This window comes from Pseudomonas sp. M2 (genome assembly GCF_015751845.1).
In the GTDB taxonomy this organism is placed as follows: domain Bacteria; phylum Pseudomonadota; class Gammaproteobacteria; order Pseudomonadales; family Pseudomonadaceae; genus Aquipseudomonas; species Aquipseudomonas putida_E.
This window is the reverse complement of the sequence record NZ_JADOUD010000001.1, coordinates 4,087,256-4,105,485: the sequence shown is the minus strand read 5'-3', so window position 1 is coordinate 4,105,485 and position 18,230 is coordinate 4,087,256. Positions and strand designations below refer to the sequence as shown.

The window sequence follows — 18,230 nt, the reverse complement described above, 5'->3', positions numbered from 1 at the left end:
ACCATGCCCGATCCCTCTTAGAGGTGGCCAGACACGAGGAAGATCCCTGACCATGAGCACCATTCGCGAGCGCAACAAGGAACTGATCCTGCGCGCGGCCAGCGAGGAATTCGCCGACAAGGGCTTCGCCGCCACCAAGACCAGCGATATCGCGGCCAAGGCCGGCCTGCCCAAGCCGAACGTGTATTACTACTTCAAGTCCAAGGACAACCTCTACCGCGAGGTCCTGGAGAGCATCATCGCGCCGATCATGCAGGCGTCCACGCCGTTCAATGCCGACGGCGACCCCAAGGAAGTGCTGAGTGCCTACATCCGCTCGAAGATCCGCATTTCGCGCGACCTGCCGCATGCCTCGAAGGTGTTCGCCAGCGAGATCATGCACGGTGCGCCGCACCTCTCGCCCAACCAGGTGGAACAGCTCAACGAGCAGGCCCGCCACAACATCGAGTGCATCGAGCGCTGGATCGAGCGCGGGCAGATTGCCAAGGTCGACGCGCACCACCTGATGTTCAGCATCTGGGCGGCGACTCAGACCTATGCCGATTTCGATTGGCAGATTTCGGTGATCACCGGCAAGGCCAAGCTGGCCGACAGTGATTACGAAGCAGCAGCCGAGACCATCATTCGGCTGGTGCTCAAAGGCTGTGAACCCGAGGCGGCCTGACAAGGCCAGTGGGGCTGCTCTGCAGCCCTCTCGCGACACAAGGCCGCTGTAGGAGCGGCCTCGTGTCGCGATAGGGCCGCAACGCGGCCCCGGCAATTTAAAGCCTTACGCAGCTACACCGGCATCCGCCGTCAACCCCGCCTCTTCGATCGCACTGATCGCACACTGCTCGTCGATATCCGACGTATCGCCGCTGATCCCTACGGCACCCAGCACCTTGCCGTCCTGATCGCGGATCAGCACGCCACCTGGTGCCGGCACCACCGGCCGCTCACCCACACCATTCAACGCAGCAAAAAACGCCGGCCGCTGCTGCGCATCCAGCGCCAGCAAGCGCGAGCCCTTGCCCAGGGCAATCGCGCCCCAGGCCTTGCCCGTGGCCACCTCAGGGCGAATCAGGCTGGCGCCATCTTCGCGCTGCAGGGCCAGCACATGCCCACCGGCGTCCAGCACCACCACCGTCAACGGCGCAGCATTGATCTTGCGGCCCGCCGCCAGCGCTGCGTTCACCAGGCTGACAGCGACTTTCAGGTTCAAAGCGTTCATGGAAAGGTCCTCTTCTTGTTGTGAGAAGCCCGGAGGGCAGTTGAAAATCGATCACTCAAATAGAACACAACTGCAACCACTTTTGTATACAATAAATTGAAACGATCGTATGCGATGACGCAAATCGCCGTTTTCATGGGCGCTCGGACGAAAGCAACCTCCCCCGATGAAAACCCATTGACCTGAACCGCCAGCCGTGAATACACTCTGGCACAAAGCAAGTTGTATACAATTACAAAATCGATGAGGCACAACCCATGAGCAAAATGAGAGCAATCGATGCAGCCGTTCTGGTCATGCGCCGTGAAGGTGTAGATACCGCGTTCGGCATCCCAGGGGCTGCCATCAACCCGTTGTACTCGGCCCTGAAAAAAGTCGGTGGCATCGATCACGTCCTCGCTCGTCACGTTGAAGGCGCCTCGCACATGGCCGAGGGTTACACCCGCGCCAACCCAGGCAACATCGGCGTGTGCATCGGCACCTCCGGCCCCGCCGGCACCGACATGGTCACCGGCCTGTACAGCGCATCGGCCGACTCCATCCCGATTCTCTGCATCACCGGCCAGGCGCCACGTGCCCGTCTGCACAAAGAAGACTTCCAGGCTGTCGACATCACCAGCATCGTCAAGCCCGTCACTAAGTGGGCGACCACCGTTCTGGAACCAGGCCAAGTGCCTTATGCCTTCCAGAAAGCCTTCTACGAAATGCGTACCGGCCGCCCAGGCCCTGTGCTGATCGACCTGCCGTTCGACGTGCAGATGGCCGAAATCGAATTCGACATCGACGCCTACGAGCCGCTGGTCGTCAACAAACCGTCCGCCACTCGCGTACAGGCTGAAAAAGCCCTGGCCCTGCTCAACGACGCCGAGCGCCCGCTGCTGGTGGCCGGTGGCGGCATCATCAACGCCGACGCCAGCGACAAGCTGGTGGAGTTCGCCGAACTGACCGGCGTGCCCGTGATCCCTACCCTGATGGGCTGGGGCACCATCCCGGACGACCACGCCCAGATGGTCGGCATGGTCGGCCTGCAGACCTCGCACCGCTACGGCAACGCCACCCTGCTCAAGTCCGACCTGGTGTTCGGTATCGGTAACCGTTGGGCCAACCGCCACACCGGTTCCGTTGACGTTTACACCGAAGGCCGCAAGTTCGTTCACGTCGACATCGAGCCCACCCAGATCGGCCGCGTGTTCACCCCGGACCTGGGTATCGTTTCCGACGCAGGCCTGGCGCTGGACGTGTTCATCGAAGTGGCCCGCGAGTGGAAAGCCGCCGGCAAGCTGCAGTGCCGCAAGGCCTGGCTGGAAGACTGCCAGCAGCGTAAATCGAGCCTGCAGCGCAAGACTCACTTCGACAACGTGCCGGTCAAGCCGCAGCGCGTTTACGAAGAGATGAACCAGGTGTTCGGCAAGGACACCTGCTACGTCAGCACCATTGGCCTGTCGCAAATTGCCGGTGCACAGTTCCTGCACGTGTACAAGCCACGTCACTGGATCAACTGTGGCCAGGCCGGCCCGCTCGGCTGGACCATCCCGGCGGCACTGGGTGTGGTCAAGGCCGACCCGAAACGCAAGGTTGTGGCACTGTCGGGTGACTACGACTTCCAGTTCATGATCGAAGAGCTGGCCGTGGGCGCGCAGTTCAACCTGCCGTACGTACACGTGCTGGTGAACAACGCCTACCTGGGCCTGATCCGTCAGGCGCAGCGTGGCTTCGACATGGATTACTGTGTACAACTGGCGTTCGAGAACATCAACTCCACCGACGCCGCCACCTACGGTGTCGATCACGTCGCCGTGGTCGAAGGCCTGGGCTGCAAAGCCATCCGTGTCTTCGAGCCAGGTGAGATCGCCCCGGCCCTGCTCAAGGCACAGAAGATGGCCGAAGAGTTCCGAGTACCGGTCGTGGTGGAAGTGATTCTGGAGCGTGTGACCAACATTTCCATGGGCACCGAGATCAACGCGGTCAATGAGTTCGAAGACCTGGCGCTGGTCGGCAACGACGCGCCAACCGCCATCTCGATGCTGGACTGATCGCCTGACGCCCCCGTGCTGCGCCCTACCTGAGGGCGCCGGGGGCCTTCATCGCAAGGAGACACATCATGCCTCGCTTCGCTGCCAACCTGTCCATGCTGTTCACCGAACAGGACTTCCTGGCCCGCTTCAAGGCTGCCGCCGATGCTGGTTTCAGCGGCGTCGAATACCTCTTCCCGTACGACTTCAGCGCTGCCGAAATCAAGCAGCAGCTCGACGCCCACGGCCTGACCCAGGTGCTGTTCAACCTGCCGGCCGGTGATTGGGGCAAAGGTGAGCGCGGAATCGCCTGCCATCCCGACCGCGTCGAAGAATTCCGCGCCGGTGTCGACAAGGCCATCGAATACGCCAAGGTACTGGGCAACACCCAGGTCAACTGCCTGGCCGGCATTCGCCCGCAAGGCCTGCAGTGCGCCGACGTGCGCAAGACCTTTGTCGACAACCTGAAGTTCGCTGCCGACAAGCTCAAAGCCGCTGGCATTCGCCTGGTCATGGAAATGATCAACACCCGCGACATCCCGGGCTTCTACCTGAACACCACCCGGCAGGCCCTGGAAATCCAGGCCGAAGTGGGCAGCGACAACCTGTTCCTGCAATACGACATCTACCACATGCAGATCATGGAAGGTGACCTGGCTCGCACCATGGAAGCCAACCTGAAACTGATCAACCACATCCAGCTGGCCGACAACCCGGGCCGTAACGAACCGGGTACCGGCGAGATCAACTACCGCTTCCTGTTCGAACACCTGGACCGCATCGGTTACCAGGGTTGGGTAGGCGCGGAGTACAAGCCGCTGACCACCACCGAAGCAGGCCTGGGCTGGCTGAAGACACACAACGCAATCTAAGAACGCTCGCAGAACCTGCTGTAGGAGCGGCCTTGTGTCGCGAAGGGCTGCAAAGCAGCCCCGGCAGATTGCCTGCGCAACTGAGATCGAGGGGCCACTGCGCGCCCCTTCGCGACCCAAGGCCGCCCCTACAGGGGGCCGAGTCGCCTGCTTACATAAATATAAAAGAGGTAATTTCTCATGGCTAAAATCGGTTTCCTCGGCACCGGCATCATGGGCAAGCCCATGGCTCAGAACCTGCAAAAAGCAGGTCACAGCATTTTCGTTTCCACCCACCACGAGGCCGCACCGGCTGACCTGATCGCCGCTGGCGCAGTGGCGCTGGCCAACCCGAAAGAGGTTGCCCAGGAAGCCGAGTTCATCATCGTCATGGTGCCGGACACCCCGCAGGTCGAAAGCGTACTGTTCGACCAGAACGGTGTCGCCGAAGGCGTGGGCCCGAACAAGGTGGTGATCGACATGAGCTCGATCTCGCCGACCGCCACCAAGGCCTTTGCCGAGAAGATCAAGGCCACCGGTGCCGCCTACCTCGACGCACCAGTGTCCGGTGGTGAAGTCGGTGCCAAGGCCGCGACCCTGAGCATCATGGTCGGTGGCTGCCCGAACGCCTTCGAACGCGCCCTGCCGCTGTTCGAAGCCATGGGCAAGAACATCACCCGCGTCGGCGGCAACGGTGACGGCCAGACGGCCAAGGTCGCCAACCAGATCATCGTCGCCCTGAACATCCAGGCCGTCAGCGAAGCTCTGCTGTTCGCGGCCAAGAACGGTGCAGACCCTGCCAAGGTGCGTGAAGCGCTGATGGGCGGCTTCGCCTCCTCGAAGATCCTCGAAGTGCATGCCGAACGCATGATCAAAGGCACCTTCGACCCAGGCTTCCGCATCAACCTGCACCAGAAAGACCTGAACCTGGCCCTGCAAGGCGCCAAGGAGCTGGGCATCAACCTGCCCAACACCTCCAACGCCCAGCAAGTGTTCAGCACCTGCGTGGCACTGGGCGGCGGCAACTGGGACCACTCGGCGCTGATCAAAGGCCTGGAGCACATGGCCAACTTCTCGATCCGCGGCGAGAAATAAGCTTCAAGCTGTAAGCCTCAAGCGGCAAGTAAAAGCAGGTCTGCTTTTACTTGCGGCTTGTAGCTTGAAGCTTGCAGCTCTGGGGACCGCCCCTGGTTCGGCCTGCACGGAGGCAGTTCCAGGGGCGTTTTCGATTCTGCAGAACAACAATAATTGGGAGCCTGCCATGTCGGTCGATCCGCAAAAACTTCTCCGCGACCTGTTCGACACAGCCATCGCTGCCGCCCACCCCCGTCAAGTCCTCGAACCCTACCTGCCCGCCGACCGTAGCGGCCGGGTCATCGTCATCGGCGCCGGCAAAGCCGCAGCGGCCATGGCCGAAGTGGTCGAGAAGAGCTGGCAGGGTGAAGTGTCCGGGCTGGTGGTCACACGTTACGGTCATGGCGCCAACTGCCAGAAGATCGAAGTGGTCGAAGCCGCCCACCCGGTCCCCGACGCCGCTGGCCTGGCCGTGGCCAAACGTGTGCTGGAACTGGTCAGCAACCTGAACGAAGACGACCGCGTCATCTTCCTGCTCTCTGGCGGTGGTTCGGCCCTGCTGGCGCTGCCAGCCGAAGGCCTGACCCTGGCCGACAAGCAACAGATCAACAAGGCGCTGCTCAAATCCGGTGCCACCATCGGCGAGATGAACTGCGTGCGCAAGCACCTCTCGGCGATCAAGGGCGGCCGCCTGGCCAAAGCCTGCTGGCCCGCCACTGTCTACACCTATGCCATTTCCGATGTGCCCGGCGACCTGGCTACGGTCATCGCCTCCGGCCCCACCGTGGCCGACCCGAGCACCTCGGCCGATGCCCTGGCGATCCTCAAGCGCTACAACATCGAAGCGCCCAAGGCCGTCATCGACTGGCTCAACAACCCCGCCTCGGAAACCGTCAAGGCCGATGACCCGGCCCTGGCCCGCAGCCACTTCCAGCTGATCGCCAAGCCCCAGCAATCGCTTGAAGCCGCTGCAGTGCAAGCCCGCCAGGCCGGCTTCAGCCCGCTGATCCTCGGCGACCTGGAAGGTGAATCGCGCGAAGTGGCCAAGGTGCATGCCGGTATCACCCGGCAGATCGTCCAGCACGGGCAGCCGCTCAAAGCACCTTGCGTGATCCTTTCTGGCGGCGAAACCACTGTCACCGTACGCGGCAATGGCCGTGGCGGGCGCAATGCGGAGTTTTTGCTCAGCCTCACCGAAAGCCTGAAGGGCCTGCCGGGCGTGTACGCCCTGGCTGGTGATACCGACGGCATCGACGGCTCGGAAGAAAACGCCGGCGCCTTCATGACGCCAGCCAGCTTCGCCCGCGCCGAGGCACTGGGCCTGTCGGCCAGTGACGAGCTGGACAACAACAACGGCTACGGCTATTTCGCCGCACTCGATGCGCTGATCGTCACTGAGCCGACCCGCACCAACGTCAACGACTTCCGCGCCATCCTGATCCTTGAGACTGCACAATCATGACGCCTGATAAAAAAGTCAAAATCCTCGCCACCCTCGGCCCTGCGATCAATGGCATCGACGATATCCGCCAGCTGGTAGAAGCCGGGGTGAACATCTTCCGCCTCAACTTCAGCCATGGCGAACACGCCGACCACGCCCTGCGCTACCAGTGGATCCGCGAGGTCGAGCAGCAACTGAACTACCCGCTCGGCATCCTCATGGACTTGCAGGGCCCCAAGCTGCGCGTTGGCCGCTTTGCCGAAGGCAAGGTGCAGCTGCAACGCGGCCAGGCGCTACGCCTGGACCTGGACAAGGCCCCGGGTGACAGCCGCCGGGTCAACCTGCCGCACCCGGAGATCATCGCCGCGCTGGAGCCCGGCATGGACCTGCTGCTGGACGACGGCAAGCTGCGCCTGCGGGTGACCGCCAAGCACAGCGATGCCATCGACACCGAAGTGCTGGCCGGTGGCGAGCTGTCCGACCGCAAGGGTGTCAACGTGCCGCAAGCGGTGCTTGACCTCTCCCCGCTCACCGAAAAGGACCGCCGCGACCTGGCCTTCGGCCTGGAACTGGGGGTGGACTGGGTGGCGCTGTCGTTCGTGCAACGCCCCGAAGACATCCTTGAGGCCCGCCAGCTGATCGGCGACCGTGCCTACCTGATGGCCAAGATCGAAAAGCCGTCGGCCGTGGAGCAGCTGCAGGCGATTGCCGAACTGTCCGATGCAATCATGGTGGCGCGTGGCGACCTGGGTGTGGAAGTGCCGGCCGAGAGCGTGCCGCAGATCCAGAAACGCATCATCGGCACCTGCCGCCAGCTGGGTAAACCGGTGGTGGTGGCCACGCAGATGCTCGAATCCATGCGTTTCTCGCCAGCCCCGACCCGCGCCGAAGTCACCGACGTCGCCAATGCCGTTGCCGAAGGTGCCGATGCGGTGATGCTGTCGGCCGAGACCGCCTCGGGTGACTACCCACTGGAAGCCGTGCAGATGATGAGCAAGATCATCCGCCAGGTGGAGAACGGCCCGGATTACCAGGCCCAGCTCGACGTTGGCCGGCCCAAAGCTGAAGCCACCGTGTCGGACGCCATCAGCTGCGCGATCCGCCGGATCAGCGGCATCCTGCCGGTGGCGGTGCTGGTCAACTACAGCGAGTCGGGGGCTTCGACCCTGCGCGCCGCACGCGAGCGGCCACGGGCACCGATCCTCAACCTGACGCCGAACCTGGTCACTGCCCGCCGCTTGAGCGTGACCTGGGGCGTGCACTCGGTGGTCAATGACCGTTTGCGCCAGGTAGATGAGGTGGTCTCCACCGCACTGGAAATTGCCCAGGCCCAAGGCATGGCCAGCCGTGGTGACACATTGCTGATCACTGCCGGTGTGCCGTTCGGCAAGCCAGGCTCGACCAACAGCCTGCGGATCGAGACCTTGGTCTGAGATTGCCGGGGGCGCTTTGCGCCCCTTTCGCGACGCAAGGCCGCTCCTACCGGCGAACGCGAAACCCTGTAGGAGCGGCCTTGCGTCGCGAAAGGAGGGCAAAGCCCTCCCCTTGCCCCCAACAACAGACACGCGGAAAACCGAGGCCCAAAGAGGCCCACCGCTCCTCCCTCAACCTTACCGACTGCCCATGTACACCAAAAATTTCGTCAACCCGTGCCCCGACTGGGCCACGGCGCTACTCAACGGCTTCAGCCAGGTGCTGCTGCTGCGCAGCCCCCTGTGCGGCCTGTGCTGCCTGCTGGCCATCCTGCTGACCGCCCCCGACCTGGTCGGCGGCGCCCTGCTCGGCGCCCTCGCCGGCCTGCTCACCGCCCAGCGCCGCGGCTATGACCGCGCCGACCGCCAGGCCGGGCTTTACTGCTATAACGGCGTGCTGATCGGCATCCTGATCTGCGCGGTACTGCCCTGGTCGGCAATCATGCCGCCGCTGATCATCGCTGCCGGTGGGCTGTCCAGCATCATTACCCACCAGTGGCGCAAGCGCGGGGGCAAACTGCTGATCGCCTACACCGCCCCTTTCGTGCTGCTGGGTTGGGGCACACTGCTGCTCGCCAGCCCCTCACCCAGCGGCTTCGTCGAAGCCGACCCGCTGTATGCTCTGGCGCGGGGCGTAGGCCAGATTTTCCTGCTCGACCAGCCATTGGCCGGGTTGCTGATCATCTTAGGCATGTTCATCGCCAACCCCTATGCCGCGATGTGGGCGGTGATCGGCTCGGCCATCGGTGGCAGCGTAGCCTTGTTTGCCGAAGCGCAATCTGCCTGGCTGGGTCTGTACGGCTTCAACGCGGCACTGGCGGCGCTGGCCTTCAGCAGACAGGGTGAAAAGCCTTGGGTGACCCTGCTGGCGATTGCCCTGGCTCTACTGCTGCAACCGCTGTTCAAGCTGCTACCGGTGCCCGGCCTGACCGCCCCGTTCGTCGCCGCCTGCTGGCTGATGCACTTGGGCAGCCACCTGGCCCAGCCCAGGCAGCGCAATGCCAGGCGCTTGCACAGCTGAAACGCAACCCCTAGGCTCAGCCCATCGCTTTTGTGGAACGAGCCCATGAACAACCCTGCGAGCCTGCGCGAACGGCTCTACGTCATCGTATTCCAGACCGACACCGTCGCCGGCCGGCGCTTCGACAAGACCCTCCTGCTGATCATCCTGGCCAGCCTGGTCACGGTGATCCTCGACAGCATCGACGAGATTCACCAGAACTACGCAGGCCTGTTGGCCGGTATCGAATGGGGCTTCACCGCGATCTTCCTGGCCGAGTACATCACTCGCCTTTACTGCTCGCCCAAGCCCATGCGCTACGCCTTCAGCTTCTACGGCCTGGTCGACCTGCTGGCGATCGTGCCGGGGATCATCGCCCTGTACTACAGCGACGCGCAGTACCTGCTGATCATCCGGGTGATCCGCATGCTGCGGATTTTCCGTGTGCTCAAGCTCGGCCAGTACCTGAACCAAGCGAATTACCTGATGGCGGCACTGCGTGGCAGCAAGCAGAAGATCATCGTGTTTCTGCTCAGCGTGTCGACCCTGGTCACTGTGTTCGGCACCTTGATGTATGTGATCGAGGGCCCCGAGCACGGCTTTACCAGCATCCCCAAAGGCATCTACTGGGCCATTGTCACGCTCACGACCGTGGGCTTTGGCGATATCGTGCCGAAAACACCGCTGGGCCAGGTGCTGTCCTCACTGGTGATGATCACCGGTTATTCGATCATTGCCGTGCCCACAGGGATTTTCACCGCCGAACTGGCCAATGCCATGCGCGCCGAACAGTTGCAGCACGACTGCCCAAGGTGCAGCAAAAAGGCCCATGAACACGGCGCTGCATTTTGCTCGCGCTGCGGTAACCTGCTGTTCCCGAAAACAGAATAAGCAAAGAGCCATTTGGTCTTTAGTCGTTCAATAACGAAACGCTATAGTCGCGCATAAGTTACCAAACACTCCGGAACAAGGACGCATCGTGAAAAAACTCTTCACTGCTTCGCTGCTGGCCGCCGGCCTGGCGTTCGGCACCCTCGCTCAGGCCGCTCCGACCCTGCTCAACGTTTCATACGACGTGATGCGCGACTTCTACAAGGATTACAACCCAGCGTTCCAGAAACACTGGGAAGCCGAGCACGACGAGAAGGTCAACGTGCAGATGTCCTTCGGCGGTTCGAGCAAACAGGCACGTGCAGTGATCGATGGCCTGCCAGCCGATGTCATCACCATGAACATGGCCACCGACATCAATGCGCTGGCCGATATCGGCAAGCAGGTGCCAGACAATTGGGTTACACGCCTGCCCAACAACAGCGCCCCGTTCACCTCGGCCACTGTGTTCATCGTGCGCAAGGGCAACCCCAAGGCACTCAAAGACTGGCCTGACCTGCTCAAGGATGGTGTACAGGTCATCGTGCCCAACCCCAAGACGTCAGGTAACGGGCGCTATACCTACCTGTCGGCCTGGGGTTATGTGCTCAAGCAGGGCGGTGACGAGAACAAGGCCAAGGACTTCGTCGGCAAGCTGTTCAAACAGGCACCGGTACTCGATACCGGTGGCCGCGCCGCGACCACGACCTTCATGACCAACCAGATCGGCGATGTGCTGGTGACCTTCGAGAACGAAGCCGAAATGATCGCCCGCGAATTCGGCCGCGACCAGTTCGAAGTGGTCTACCCGAGCGTGTCGGCCGAAGCCGAACCACCGGTGAGTGTGGTCGACAAAGTGGTAGCGAAGAAGGGCACCCAGGCCGTGGCCGAGGAATACCTCAAGTACCTGTGGTCGCCAGCAGCCCAGGAAATCGCCGCACAGAACTACCTGCGTCCGCGTGATGCAACCGTACTGGCCAAGTACACCGACCGCTTCCCGAAGGTCGACTTCCTGTCGGTGGAGAAAACCTTCGGTGACTGGCGCACCGTGCAGAAGACCCACTTCAACGATGGTGGGGTGTTCGACCAGATCTATACCGGTCAGTAATTGAGTTCTACCTTCACTTGTGCGCCACCATTGCGCCCAAGTGAAGGTTCCCCAGCATCAGGCTGGTGATTTACTGCGGAATACCAAGGCCTTCAAGCCCCCCGCCGGATCGGCATCCGGAAACTCCGGCGGGTTATCCAGACGCTCGACGAAAGCCAACGCCGGGGCCTGCTCAGCCATGCCCTCGATCAGAAACTCCGGCCCGATCGCCGGATCATTCACGCACGCCAGCACAGTCCCACCCTCGGTCAGCAACTCTGGCAAGCGCCGCAAGATCTTCGCGTAATCCTGGGTCAGCACGAAACTGCCTTTCTGGAAGGTGGGCGGGTCGATGATGATCAAATCGTAGGGTCCGTACTTGCGCACCTTGCCCCACGACTTGAACAGTTCATGCCCCAGGTACGCCACCCGCGATGCATCGTGGCCATTGAGGCGATGGTTGTCTCTGCCACGGGACAGCGCCGACTTGGCCATGTCCAGGTTCACCACCTGCTCGGCGCCCCCGGCAATCGCTGCCACCGAGAAGCCGCAGGTGTAGGCGAACAGGTTCAGCACGCGCTTGCCCGCCGCCTGCTCACGCACCCAGCGTCGGCCGTAGCGCATGTCGAGAAACAGGCCGTTGTTCTGCCGCACGCCCAGGTCGAGCAGATAGGTCAGGCCATCTTCGACCACCTCGCGCTGCTGGCACGGCTCGCCCCACAACCACTGGCCCGGGCTGTCCGGCAGGTAACGGTGCTGGATGAGGATCGCTTGGCCGGCCCACTGTGGGTGCTCGGCGAGGTTGCGCAGCATGGCCTCTAGTTCTGCCAGCTGGCCCTCGGGTGGTTCACGGAACAACGCTACCGACAGCACGCCCTGCAACCAGTCGACGGTGACCTGCTCCAGCCCCGGCCAGCAACGGCCGCGGCCATGGAACAGGCGGCGGGTTTCCTGCGGGGCGGGGTCGAGGGCAGTGAGCAGATGCTGTTCGAGGGTGTGGATCGGCGAAGTCATGGCGGGTCGCAAGCAGATAAAAGGGAGCATTCTACCCCGCGAGGCCGCTGCGCGCCCTATCGCCGGCTTGTTCGGCGATAGGTCATACAGCGTCCTCACTATCTTTTGGCAATGATCGGCGCCGAACGGAACCACCACCCTTGCTGCATGCCCGCCGCCGCCAGCAAGATCAGCGCCACACCGAGCCACTGCAGTGGCGCCAGGCGGTGCCCGAAGGCCACCCAGTCGACCAGGATCGCGGCAATCGGGTAGATGAATGACAGGGCACCGGTCAATGCCGTGGGCAGGCGCTGGATGGCACTGTACAGCAGCACGTACATCAGCCCCGTGTGCACCATGCCCAACGTCACCAGGCTGGCCAACGCCGAAGGCTCGCCAGGCACCCCACCCAGCTTGACCCACGGCGCCAGCAGCATTACGCCGGTCGCTACCTGGATCAAGGCAATCAGATGCGGTGGCGTGCCGCTCAGGTGCTTGATGATCAATGCGGCAATGGCATACAGAAACGCCGCCCCCAGCGCCAGCGCAATGCCCACCAAGTACTCTTCACCGCTGCCCTGCCCTGCGCCATGGGCGCTGACGATGGCCAGCATGCCAAGGAACGCCACGCTCAGCCAGGTGAGCTTGGCCATAGTGATCTTCTCGCCCAGAAACACTGCCGCCAGCCCCACCAGCAGGAACGGCTGGACGTTGTACACCGCTGTGCCGATGGCGATCGACGCCCGCGAATAGGAAGCGAACAGCAACACCCAGTTGCCGACGATGGCCACGCCGCTGGCAATGGCCAAGAGCAAAGCCGTGCGGCTGATCACGCCGGGCTTGAGGAACCCGAACGCCGCGCAGATCACCAGCAACGTGCCAGTACCGAACACGCAACGCCAGAACACCACGTCCAGCACCGGCTGCCCGGATACCAGCACGAACCAGCCGATGGTCCCGGAAATCAGCATGGCAGCGACCATTTCCAGCGAGCCACGGCGCAACGAACTGTCCATCTCACACCTCCCATTGATGATGGCCACAGTATGCAGAGGCTGACGATTAACCTACCAGCGGATAACCAAGGCAAAATGGCCAGTGCGCCTTTACTATCAAGGGGAAATCTCTCCTTAACCTAATGAGGCGTATATGACCGATGCCATCGACCAACTCCTGATCAATGCCCTGATGGAAGATTCCCGCCGCTCACTGAAAGCATTGGCGCAGATCAGTGGCCTTTCTGCACCCAGTGTCAGCGAGCGCCTGCGCCGTCTGGAGGAGCGCGGCGTGCTGCGGGGTTACACCGTGGATGTCGATGCGCGCAGCTTTGGTTACCAATTGCAGGCCATCGTGCGCATTCGCCCGCTGCCGGGGCAGTTGCAGGAGGTGGAACGGCAGATTGTCGCGATTCCCGAGTTCACCGAGTGCGACAAGGTAACGGGCGAGGATTGCTTCATTGCCCGGCTGCATGTGCGGTCGATGGAACAGCTCGACGCCCTGCTTGACCGTATCAATGTGCTAGCAGACACCAACACGGCGATCATCAAGAAGAGCCCGGTAAAGCGGCGCTTGCCGCCGATGGACTGAGGCACCTGAAAAACCTGACCCACCCATGTACACATAAATGTCACCTTAGGTGCCATTTTTGTGTGCATAAGTGCTAGCAATGCCCCATTACGTTACACAGTTCGCGCAACTTAATCTGACCAAATGATCAACTAATTATCCGAACAAAAAATTAAACCTGTTCAATTGGTCAATTTATAGTTTCTTTAATTCATCAACTTAGCTTTCAGAGAGATAGATTCGAGATAGTGACAACTCGAAGTACGGTTTTTGAGTGGCATGGAACTCGCTTTTGTGTGTTCGTGTTTTGTATACAAGTTAGACAGAACATAAATACACAAGAACCCGCGACGCCGCCCCAAACCGGCCGCCGCGCCCAGAACCCAGTGATGCCAACGCTGCACTGACGAGATGGCGAGCCCGTGCGCATGCCCGCTCATCGCAGTCCACGTGCATCAGGAGCCTGCCGGAATGAGTACCAGCCTCGACCTTGCCCCTGAACTATCCGTCGCCAGCACCACCCCCGCTTCCTCCCTGGCCGGCCATGCGCCACAACTTGAACTGAGCCCGCGCCTGCATAACCGCGACCTTGCCCCGACGCGCATAGAGGGCCGCCGCTGGGGGCGCTACAGTATCTTCGCGCTGTGGACCAACGATGTGCACAACATTGCCAACTACTCATTCGCCATGGGCTTGTTCGCCCTGGGCCTGGGCGGCTGGCAGATACTCTTGTCATTGGCGATCGGCGCCGCGCTGGTGTACTTCTTCATGAACCTGTCCGGCTACATGGGGCAGAAGACCGGCGTGCCGTTCCCGGTGATCAGCCGCATCGCCTTCGGCATCCATGGCGCGCAGATCCCTGCGCTGATCCGTGCAGTGATTGCCATCGCCTGGTTCGGCATCCAGACCTACCTGGCCTCTGTAGTGCTGCGCGTGCTACTCACGGCCGTGTGGCCGCAACTCGCCAGCTATGACCAGGACAGCATCCTCGGCCTGTCGAGCCTGGGCTGGGTGTGCTTCGTGGCGATCTGGCTGGTGCAACTGGTGATCCTCGCCTACGGCATGGAGATGGTGCGCCGCTACGAGGCATTCGCCGGCCCGGTGATCCTGCTGACCGTGGCCAGCCTGGCGGTGTTCATGTACTTCAAGGCCGATGCGCGCATCGCCTGGTCGGTGGCCGAGCCGCTGACCGGTTACGAGATGTGGCGCAACATATTCGCCGGCGGCGCGCTGTGGCTGGCGATCTACGGCACCCTGGTGCTCAACTTCTGCGACTTCGCCCGTTCCTCGCCGTGCCGCAAGACCATCCGCGTAGGCAACTTCTGGGGCCTGCCGGTGAACATCCTGGTCTTCGCGGTCATCACCGTGGTGCTGTGCGGCGCACAGTTCCAGATCAATGGCCAGATCATCGACAGCCCGACCCAGATCGTTGCCAGCATCCCCAACACCGCTTTCCTGGTGCTCGGTTGCCTGGCCTTCCTGATCGTCACCGTTGCGGTGAACATCATGGCCAACTTCGTCGCCCCGGCCTTCGTGCTGAGCAACCTGGCGCCGCGGCACCTGAACTTTCGCCGCGCGGGGTTGATCAGCGCCACCCTCGCCGTGTTGATCCTGCCATGGAACCTCTACAACAGCCCGCTGGTGATCGTCTACTTCCTGTCCGGCCTGGGCGCCCTGCTGGGCCCTCTGTACGGGGTGATCATGGCCGACTACTGGCTGCTGCGCAAAGGCTGCATCAACGTGCCGGAGCTGTACAGCGAACACCCGGCCGGGGCCTACCACTACAGCAAGGGCATCAACCTGCGGGCCGTCGCCGCGTTCCTGCCGGCCGCGCTGCTGGCCATCGTCCTGGCGCTGGTGCCCAACTTCCATGCCATCGCGCCTTTTTCCTGGCTGATCGGTGCCGGCATCGCCGCTGCGCTGTACCTGCTGATCGCCCCGCGCAACCGCCATTACGCTGATGTCAGCGGCGAATGCATCGCCGTCGACCACAGCAGCCACTGATCAAGGAGCAGTGTTCATGCGTATTCTGATCGCCAACGTCAACACCACCGAAGCCATCACCGAGGCCATCGCCGAACAGGCCCGCAGCGTGGCGTCGCCCGGCACGCAGATCATCGGCCTGACCCCATGGTTCGGTGCCGAGTCGGTGGAGGGCAATTTCGAGAGCTACCTGGCCGCCATTGCCGTGATGGACCGCGTGCTGGCCTACGAGGGCCCGTACGATGCCGTGATCCAGGCCGGCTACGGCGAACATGGCCGCGAAGGTCTGCAGGAACTGCTGAACGTGCCGGTGGTGGACATCACAGATGCCGCCGCCAGCACTGCGATGTACCTGGGCCACGCCTACTCGGTGGTGACCACCCTGGACCGTACCGTGCCACTTATCGAGGACCGCCTGAAGCTTTCCGGGCTATACGACCGCTGCGCCTCGGTGCGCGCCAGTGGCCTGGCCGTGCTGGAACTGGAGGCAGACCCGCAGCGTGCGGTACAGGCCATCGTCGAACAGGCCGAACGGGCGGTGCGCGAAGACAAGGCCGAGGTGATCTGCCTTGGCTGTGGCGGCATGGCCGGGCTGGACGAGCAGATTCGCCAACGTACCGGGGTGCCGGTGGTCGATGGCGTGAGCGCGGCGGTGACCATTGCCGAATCGTTGGTGCGGATGGGGCTGAGCACGTCCAAGGTGCGGACCTATGCCACCCCGCGGGCGAAGAAAGTGGTGGGCTGGCCGATGCGGTTCGGGCGGTAAAGCCTCAGGGGTCTTCGCCGGCCCTATCGCCGGCAAGCCGGCTCACACAGGTTGCCCCGCTGCTCTCAAATTCAGCTCAACCCAGTGGGAGTCGGCTTGCTTGCCAAGACAGTAACAGCAGATCAGGTCGGACAGCTATGCGCACCGCCATCCAGGCCCTGGCGTATGTTGCGGCTGAGCAGGCTGGCCTTGCCGTCGCGCCAGGTCAAGGTCAGAACATACAGGGTGTCGAAGTCATCGCCCTGCCAATCTTCGGTGATCACCCGGTCCTCACCCAGCGCCTTGCCGGCGACAGTATTGATCAGCTCCGGCAGGTAACCATGGGACCAGGCAGTGTAGACGGTGGCGTTGCGGTACTTGCCACTGAGCAATTCATCGGCTAGCTCATCGGTGTCGTTTGCACCGTAATCGATATTCACCGGCAGGCCGAGACGTATCGCACTCGGGGTGATGGTCATCAGTGGCCGGATGTAGCTGTAGCTCTGGTCACTGCTGCCTTCCTCGACCTCTCGTGTCGGGTTGGCTGCGAAGACGAAATCGGCGTTGCCGAAGCGCTCGGGCAGCAGCGTGGCCAGGTCCAATGCACGGTTGAGGCCTTGACAGTTCAACTGCCCCAACCCTTCGCCGGGTTTCTCGGCATGGCGCAGAAACACCAGGGTCTGGGTGCCATCGACCGGTTGAGCGCGGCTTTCGACCACTTCCAGTGCCAAGGGCACCGCCGCAGCGACGAGTGCGAGGCTCAGCAGCAGGTGGCGACTACGGCGAACAAACGGTGGCAACTTCATGTAGGCAGGCTCTTGTGGCAGACAGTTTCGGGTCGACCCGCCACATTGCCCTGAGGCTCAAGCCGCAAGGCATCCTTGTAGTGAATGCCATCCCTGGCCAACGAGTAGGGGTCAGAGTGCCCTCAACGCGTTTGGTTCCTCCCTGGGCAAGACTTACGTTAAGGCATACATGTTGCCGAATTATTTAAAGCCTGCCGGCCGCATCCGACACTCAGTCATCCCGTGTCAACACCTCGAGCAATTCGATCTCGAACGTCAGGTCTGAATTCGGCGGGATCGCGCCCACGCTACGTTCGCCATAACCAAGGTGCGCCGGCACCTGCAGCGTGCGTTTGCCCCCCACGCGCATGCCCATCAGGCCTAGGTCCCAGCCCTTGATCACGCGGCCCGTGCCGATCACGCACTGGAACGGTTTGCCGCGCGACCAGGACGAGTCGAACTCGCTGCCATCGGCCAGCCAGCCGGTGTACTGGGTGGTGATCAGGGCGCCTTTGACGGCGGCCTTGCCGTCGCCTTCGACGAGGTCGGTGATTTGCAGTTCGCTGCTCATGGGCATGCTCCAACGCTGAAATTCAAGGCCGCCCTTTTCTCAGGAATGCACGGGTTTGGCAAGCCGCCAGGCTCAACCCAACTGCTCGAAGGCTTGCTGTCCAGTCAATTCCTTGGTTTGGTTGGCAAAGCAGTACCAGGCAGGTTTCTGCTCGACGAATATCTGCAGGTCGAAATCCCAAGCCTCATCGCCGTCCAGCAGGCCCACCGGCACCGCGTAGAAATCGTTGGCCTTGAGCCGGTAATACAGGTGAGTGCCGCAGCGCCCGCAAAAGCCGCGCTGGGCCCAGTCGGATGAATCGTAGACGCCGGGCGAACGCCCTTCGATGACCGGCGGCTGGCTGCAGTGAACGACCAGCAACGGCCCACCGGTCCACTTGCGGCACATGCTGCAATGGCAGGCACTGATATGGGTGTTGTCGAGGGTGACCGTGAGCTTCGTGGCGCCGCACAGGCAGGTGCCTTGTTTCTCCATGACCATGGGGTGCTCCATTAGCGAGGATTGGGCCAGCAATTATAGATGCCAGGTAGGAGCGGCCTTGTGTCGCGATCAGGCCGCAACGCGGCCTCT

At 62.3% G+C, this 18,230-nt stretch carries 18 protein-coding genes; 12 read left to right on the top strand and 6 right to left on the bottom strand.

All coding sequences use genetic code 11. The features are described from left to right. The first annotated feature begins 52 nt into the window (after positions 1-52). A complete protein-coding gene (locus IWW33_RS19170) occupies positions 53-664 on the top strand; it encodes a TetR/AcrR family transcriptional regulator (protein WP_039604598.1) in 612 nt (203 codons plus the stop codon). Positions 665-769: 105 nt separating this feature from the next. Here the strand turns inward: IWW33_RS19170 and IWW33_RS19165 are convergent, their stop codons facing one another. Next, complete coding sequence (locus IWW33_RS19165; RefSeq protein ID WP_012315453.1) at positions 770-1,210, bottom strand: heme-binding protein; 441 nt, start codon at positions 1,208-1,210, stop codon at positions 770-772. Between the two features lie 257 nt (positions 1,211-1,467). Between IWW33_RS19165 and gcl the strand changes: the two genes are divergently transcribed. The 8 genes from gcl (at position 1,468) to IWW33_RS19125 (ending at position 11,038) form a co-directional block, all read left to right on the top strand. Then, positions 1,468-3,243 carry a glyoxylate carboligase gene (gene gcl / locus IWW33_RS19160; protein ID WP_115274207.1) on the top strand — a complete coding sequence of 592 codons (1,776 nt, stop codon included), beginning with the start codon at positions 1,468-1,470 and terminating at the stop codon, positions 3,241-3,243. 68 nt (positions 3,244-3,311) lie between these two features. After that, entirely contained in the window at positions 3,312-4,094 is a 783-nt protein-coding gene (gene hyi, locus IWW33_RS19155) for a hydroxypyruvate isomerase (RefSeq protein ID WP_012315455.1), read from the top strand. Between the two features lie 180 nt (positions 4,095-4,274). Next, entirely contained in the window at positions 4,275-5,168 is an 894-nt protein-coding gene (locus IWW33_RS19150; protein ID WP_039603965.1) for a 2-hydroxy-3-oxopropionate reductase, read from the top strand. A gap of 166 nt (positions 5,169-5,334) precedes the next feature. Continuing rightward, complete coding sequence (locus IWW33_RS19145) at positions 5,335-6,609, top strand: glycerate kinase (RefSeq protein WP_174142082.1); 1,275 nt, start codon at positions 5,335-5,337, stop codon at positions 6,607-6,609. Continuing rightward, a complete protein-coding gene (pyk, locus tag IWW33_RS19140; protein WP_125924714.1) occupies positions 6,606-8,021 on the top strand; it encodes a pyruvate kinase in 1,416 nt (471 codons plus the stop codon). Before IWW33_RS19145 ends, pyk begins: the two co-directional genes overlap by 4 nt. Before the next feature lie 190 nt (positions 8,022-8,211). Then, on the top strand, positions 8,212-9,081 hold the full coding sequence (locus IWW33_RS19135) for an urea transporter (protein ID WP_115274204.1): 870 nt from the start codon (positions 8,212-8,214) through the stop codon (positions 9,079-9,081). Between the two features lie 45 nt (positions 9,082-9,126). Then, positions 9,127-9,951, top strand: a complete 825-nt coding sequence (locus IWW33_RS19130; protein WP_046785318.1) for an ion transporter — start codon at positions 9,127-9,129, stop codon at positions 9,949-9,951. An 88-nt stretch (positions 9,952-10,039) separates the two neighbouring features. After that, positions 10,040-11,038, top strand: coding sequence for a sulfate ABC transporter substrate-binding protein (locus IWW33_RS19125; protein ID WP_174142083.1), 999 nt, complete (start codon positions 10,040-10,042; stop codon positions 11,036-11,038). Positions 11,039-11,095: 57 nt separating this feature from the next. Here the strand turns inward: IWW33_RS19125 and IWW33_RS19120 are convergent, their stop codons facing one another. Together IWW33_RS19120 and IWW33_RS19115 are read right to left on the bottom strand one after the other, a co-directional pair. Continuing rightward, on the bottom strand, positions 11,096-12,031 hold the full coding sequence (locus IWW33_RS19120) for a class I SAM-dependent methyltransferase (RefSeq protein WP_119687526.1): 936 nt from the start codon (positions 12,029-12,031) through the stop codon (positions 11,096-11,098). A 98-nt stretch (positions 12,032-12,129) separates the two neighbouring features. Next, positions 12,130-13,026 carry a DMT family transporter gene (locus IWW33_RS19115; RefSeq protein WP_174142084.1) on the bottom strand — a complete coding sequence of 299 codons (897 nt, stop codon included), beginning with the start codon at positions 13,024-13,026 and terminating at the stop codon, positions 12,130-12,132. A gap of 133 nt (positions 13,027-13,159) precedes the next feature. On the opposite strand from IWW33_RS19115, the gene IWW33_RS19110 reads away from it, so the two are divergent. The 3 genes from IWW33_RS19110 (at position 13,160) to IWW33_RS19100 (ending at position 16,325) form a co-directional block, all read left to right on the top strand. Continuing rightward, complete coding sequence (locus IWW33_RS19110) at positions 13,160-13,597, top strand: Lrp/AsnC family transcriptional regulator (protein ID WP_039603292.1); 438 nt, start codon at positions 13,160-13,162, stop codon at positions 13,595-13,597. A gap of 450 nt (positions 13,598-14,047) precedes the next feature. Beyond that, complete coding sequence (locus tag IWW33_RS19105; protein ID WP_046785322.1) at positions 14,048-15,580, top strand: NCS1 family nucleobase:cation symporter-1; 1,533 nt, start codon at positions 14,048-14,050, stop codon at positions 15,578-15,580. 16 nt (positions 15,581-15,596) lie between these two features. Continuing rightward, positions 15,597-16,325, top strand: a complete 729-nt coding sequence (locus tag IWW33_RS19100; RefSeq protein ID WP_119687529.1) for an aspartate/glutamate racemase family protein — start codon at positions 15,597-15,599, stop codon at positions 16,323-16,325. A gap of 122 nt (positions 16,326-16,447) precedes the next feature. Here IWW33_RS19100 and IWW33_RS19095 read toward each other — a convergent pair whose 3' ends face one another. From IWW33_RS19095 to IWW33_RS19085, 3 genes are all read right to left on the bottom strand, one after another. Next, the gene (locus tag IWW33_RS19095) at positions 16,448-17,110 is read right to left on the bottom strand and encodes a hypothetical protein (RefSeq protein ID WP_046785324.1); all 663 of its coding nucleotides are present in this window, start codon (positions 17,108-17,110) and stop codon (positions 16,448-16,450) included. A gap of 211 nt (positions 17,111-17,321) precedes the next feature. Next, entirely contained in the window at positions 17,322-17,660 is a 339-nt protein-coding gene (locus tag IWW33_RS19090) for an FKBP-type peptidyl-prolyl cis-trans isomerase (RefSeq protein ID WP_046785325.1), read from the bottom strand. A 72-nt stretch (positions 17,661-17,732) separates the two neighbouring features. Continuing rightward, entirely contained in the window at positions 17,733-18,140 is a 408-nt protein-coding gene (locus tag IWW33_RS19085; RefSeq protein ID WP_119687530.1) for a GFA family protein, read from the bottom strand. Positions 18,141-18,230 lie beyond the last annotated feature (90 nt).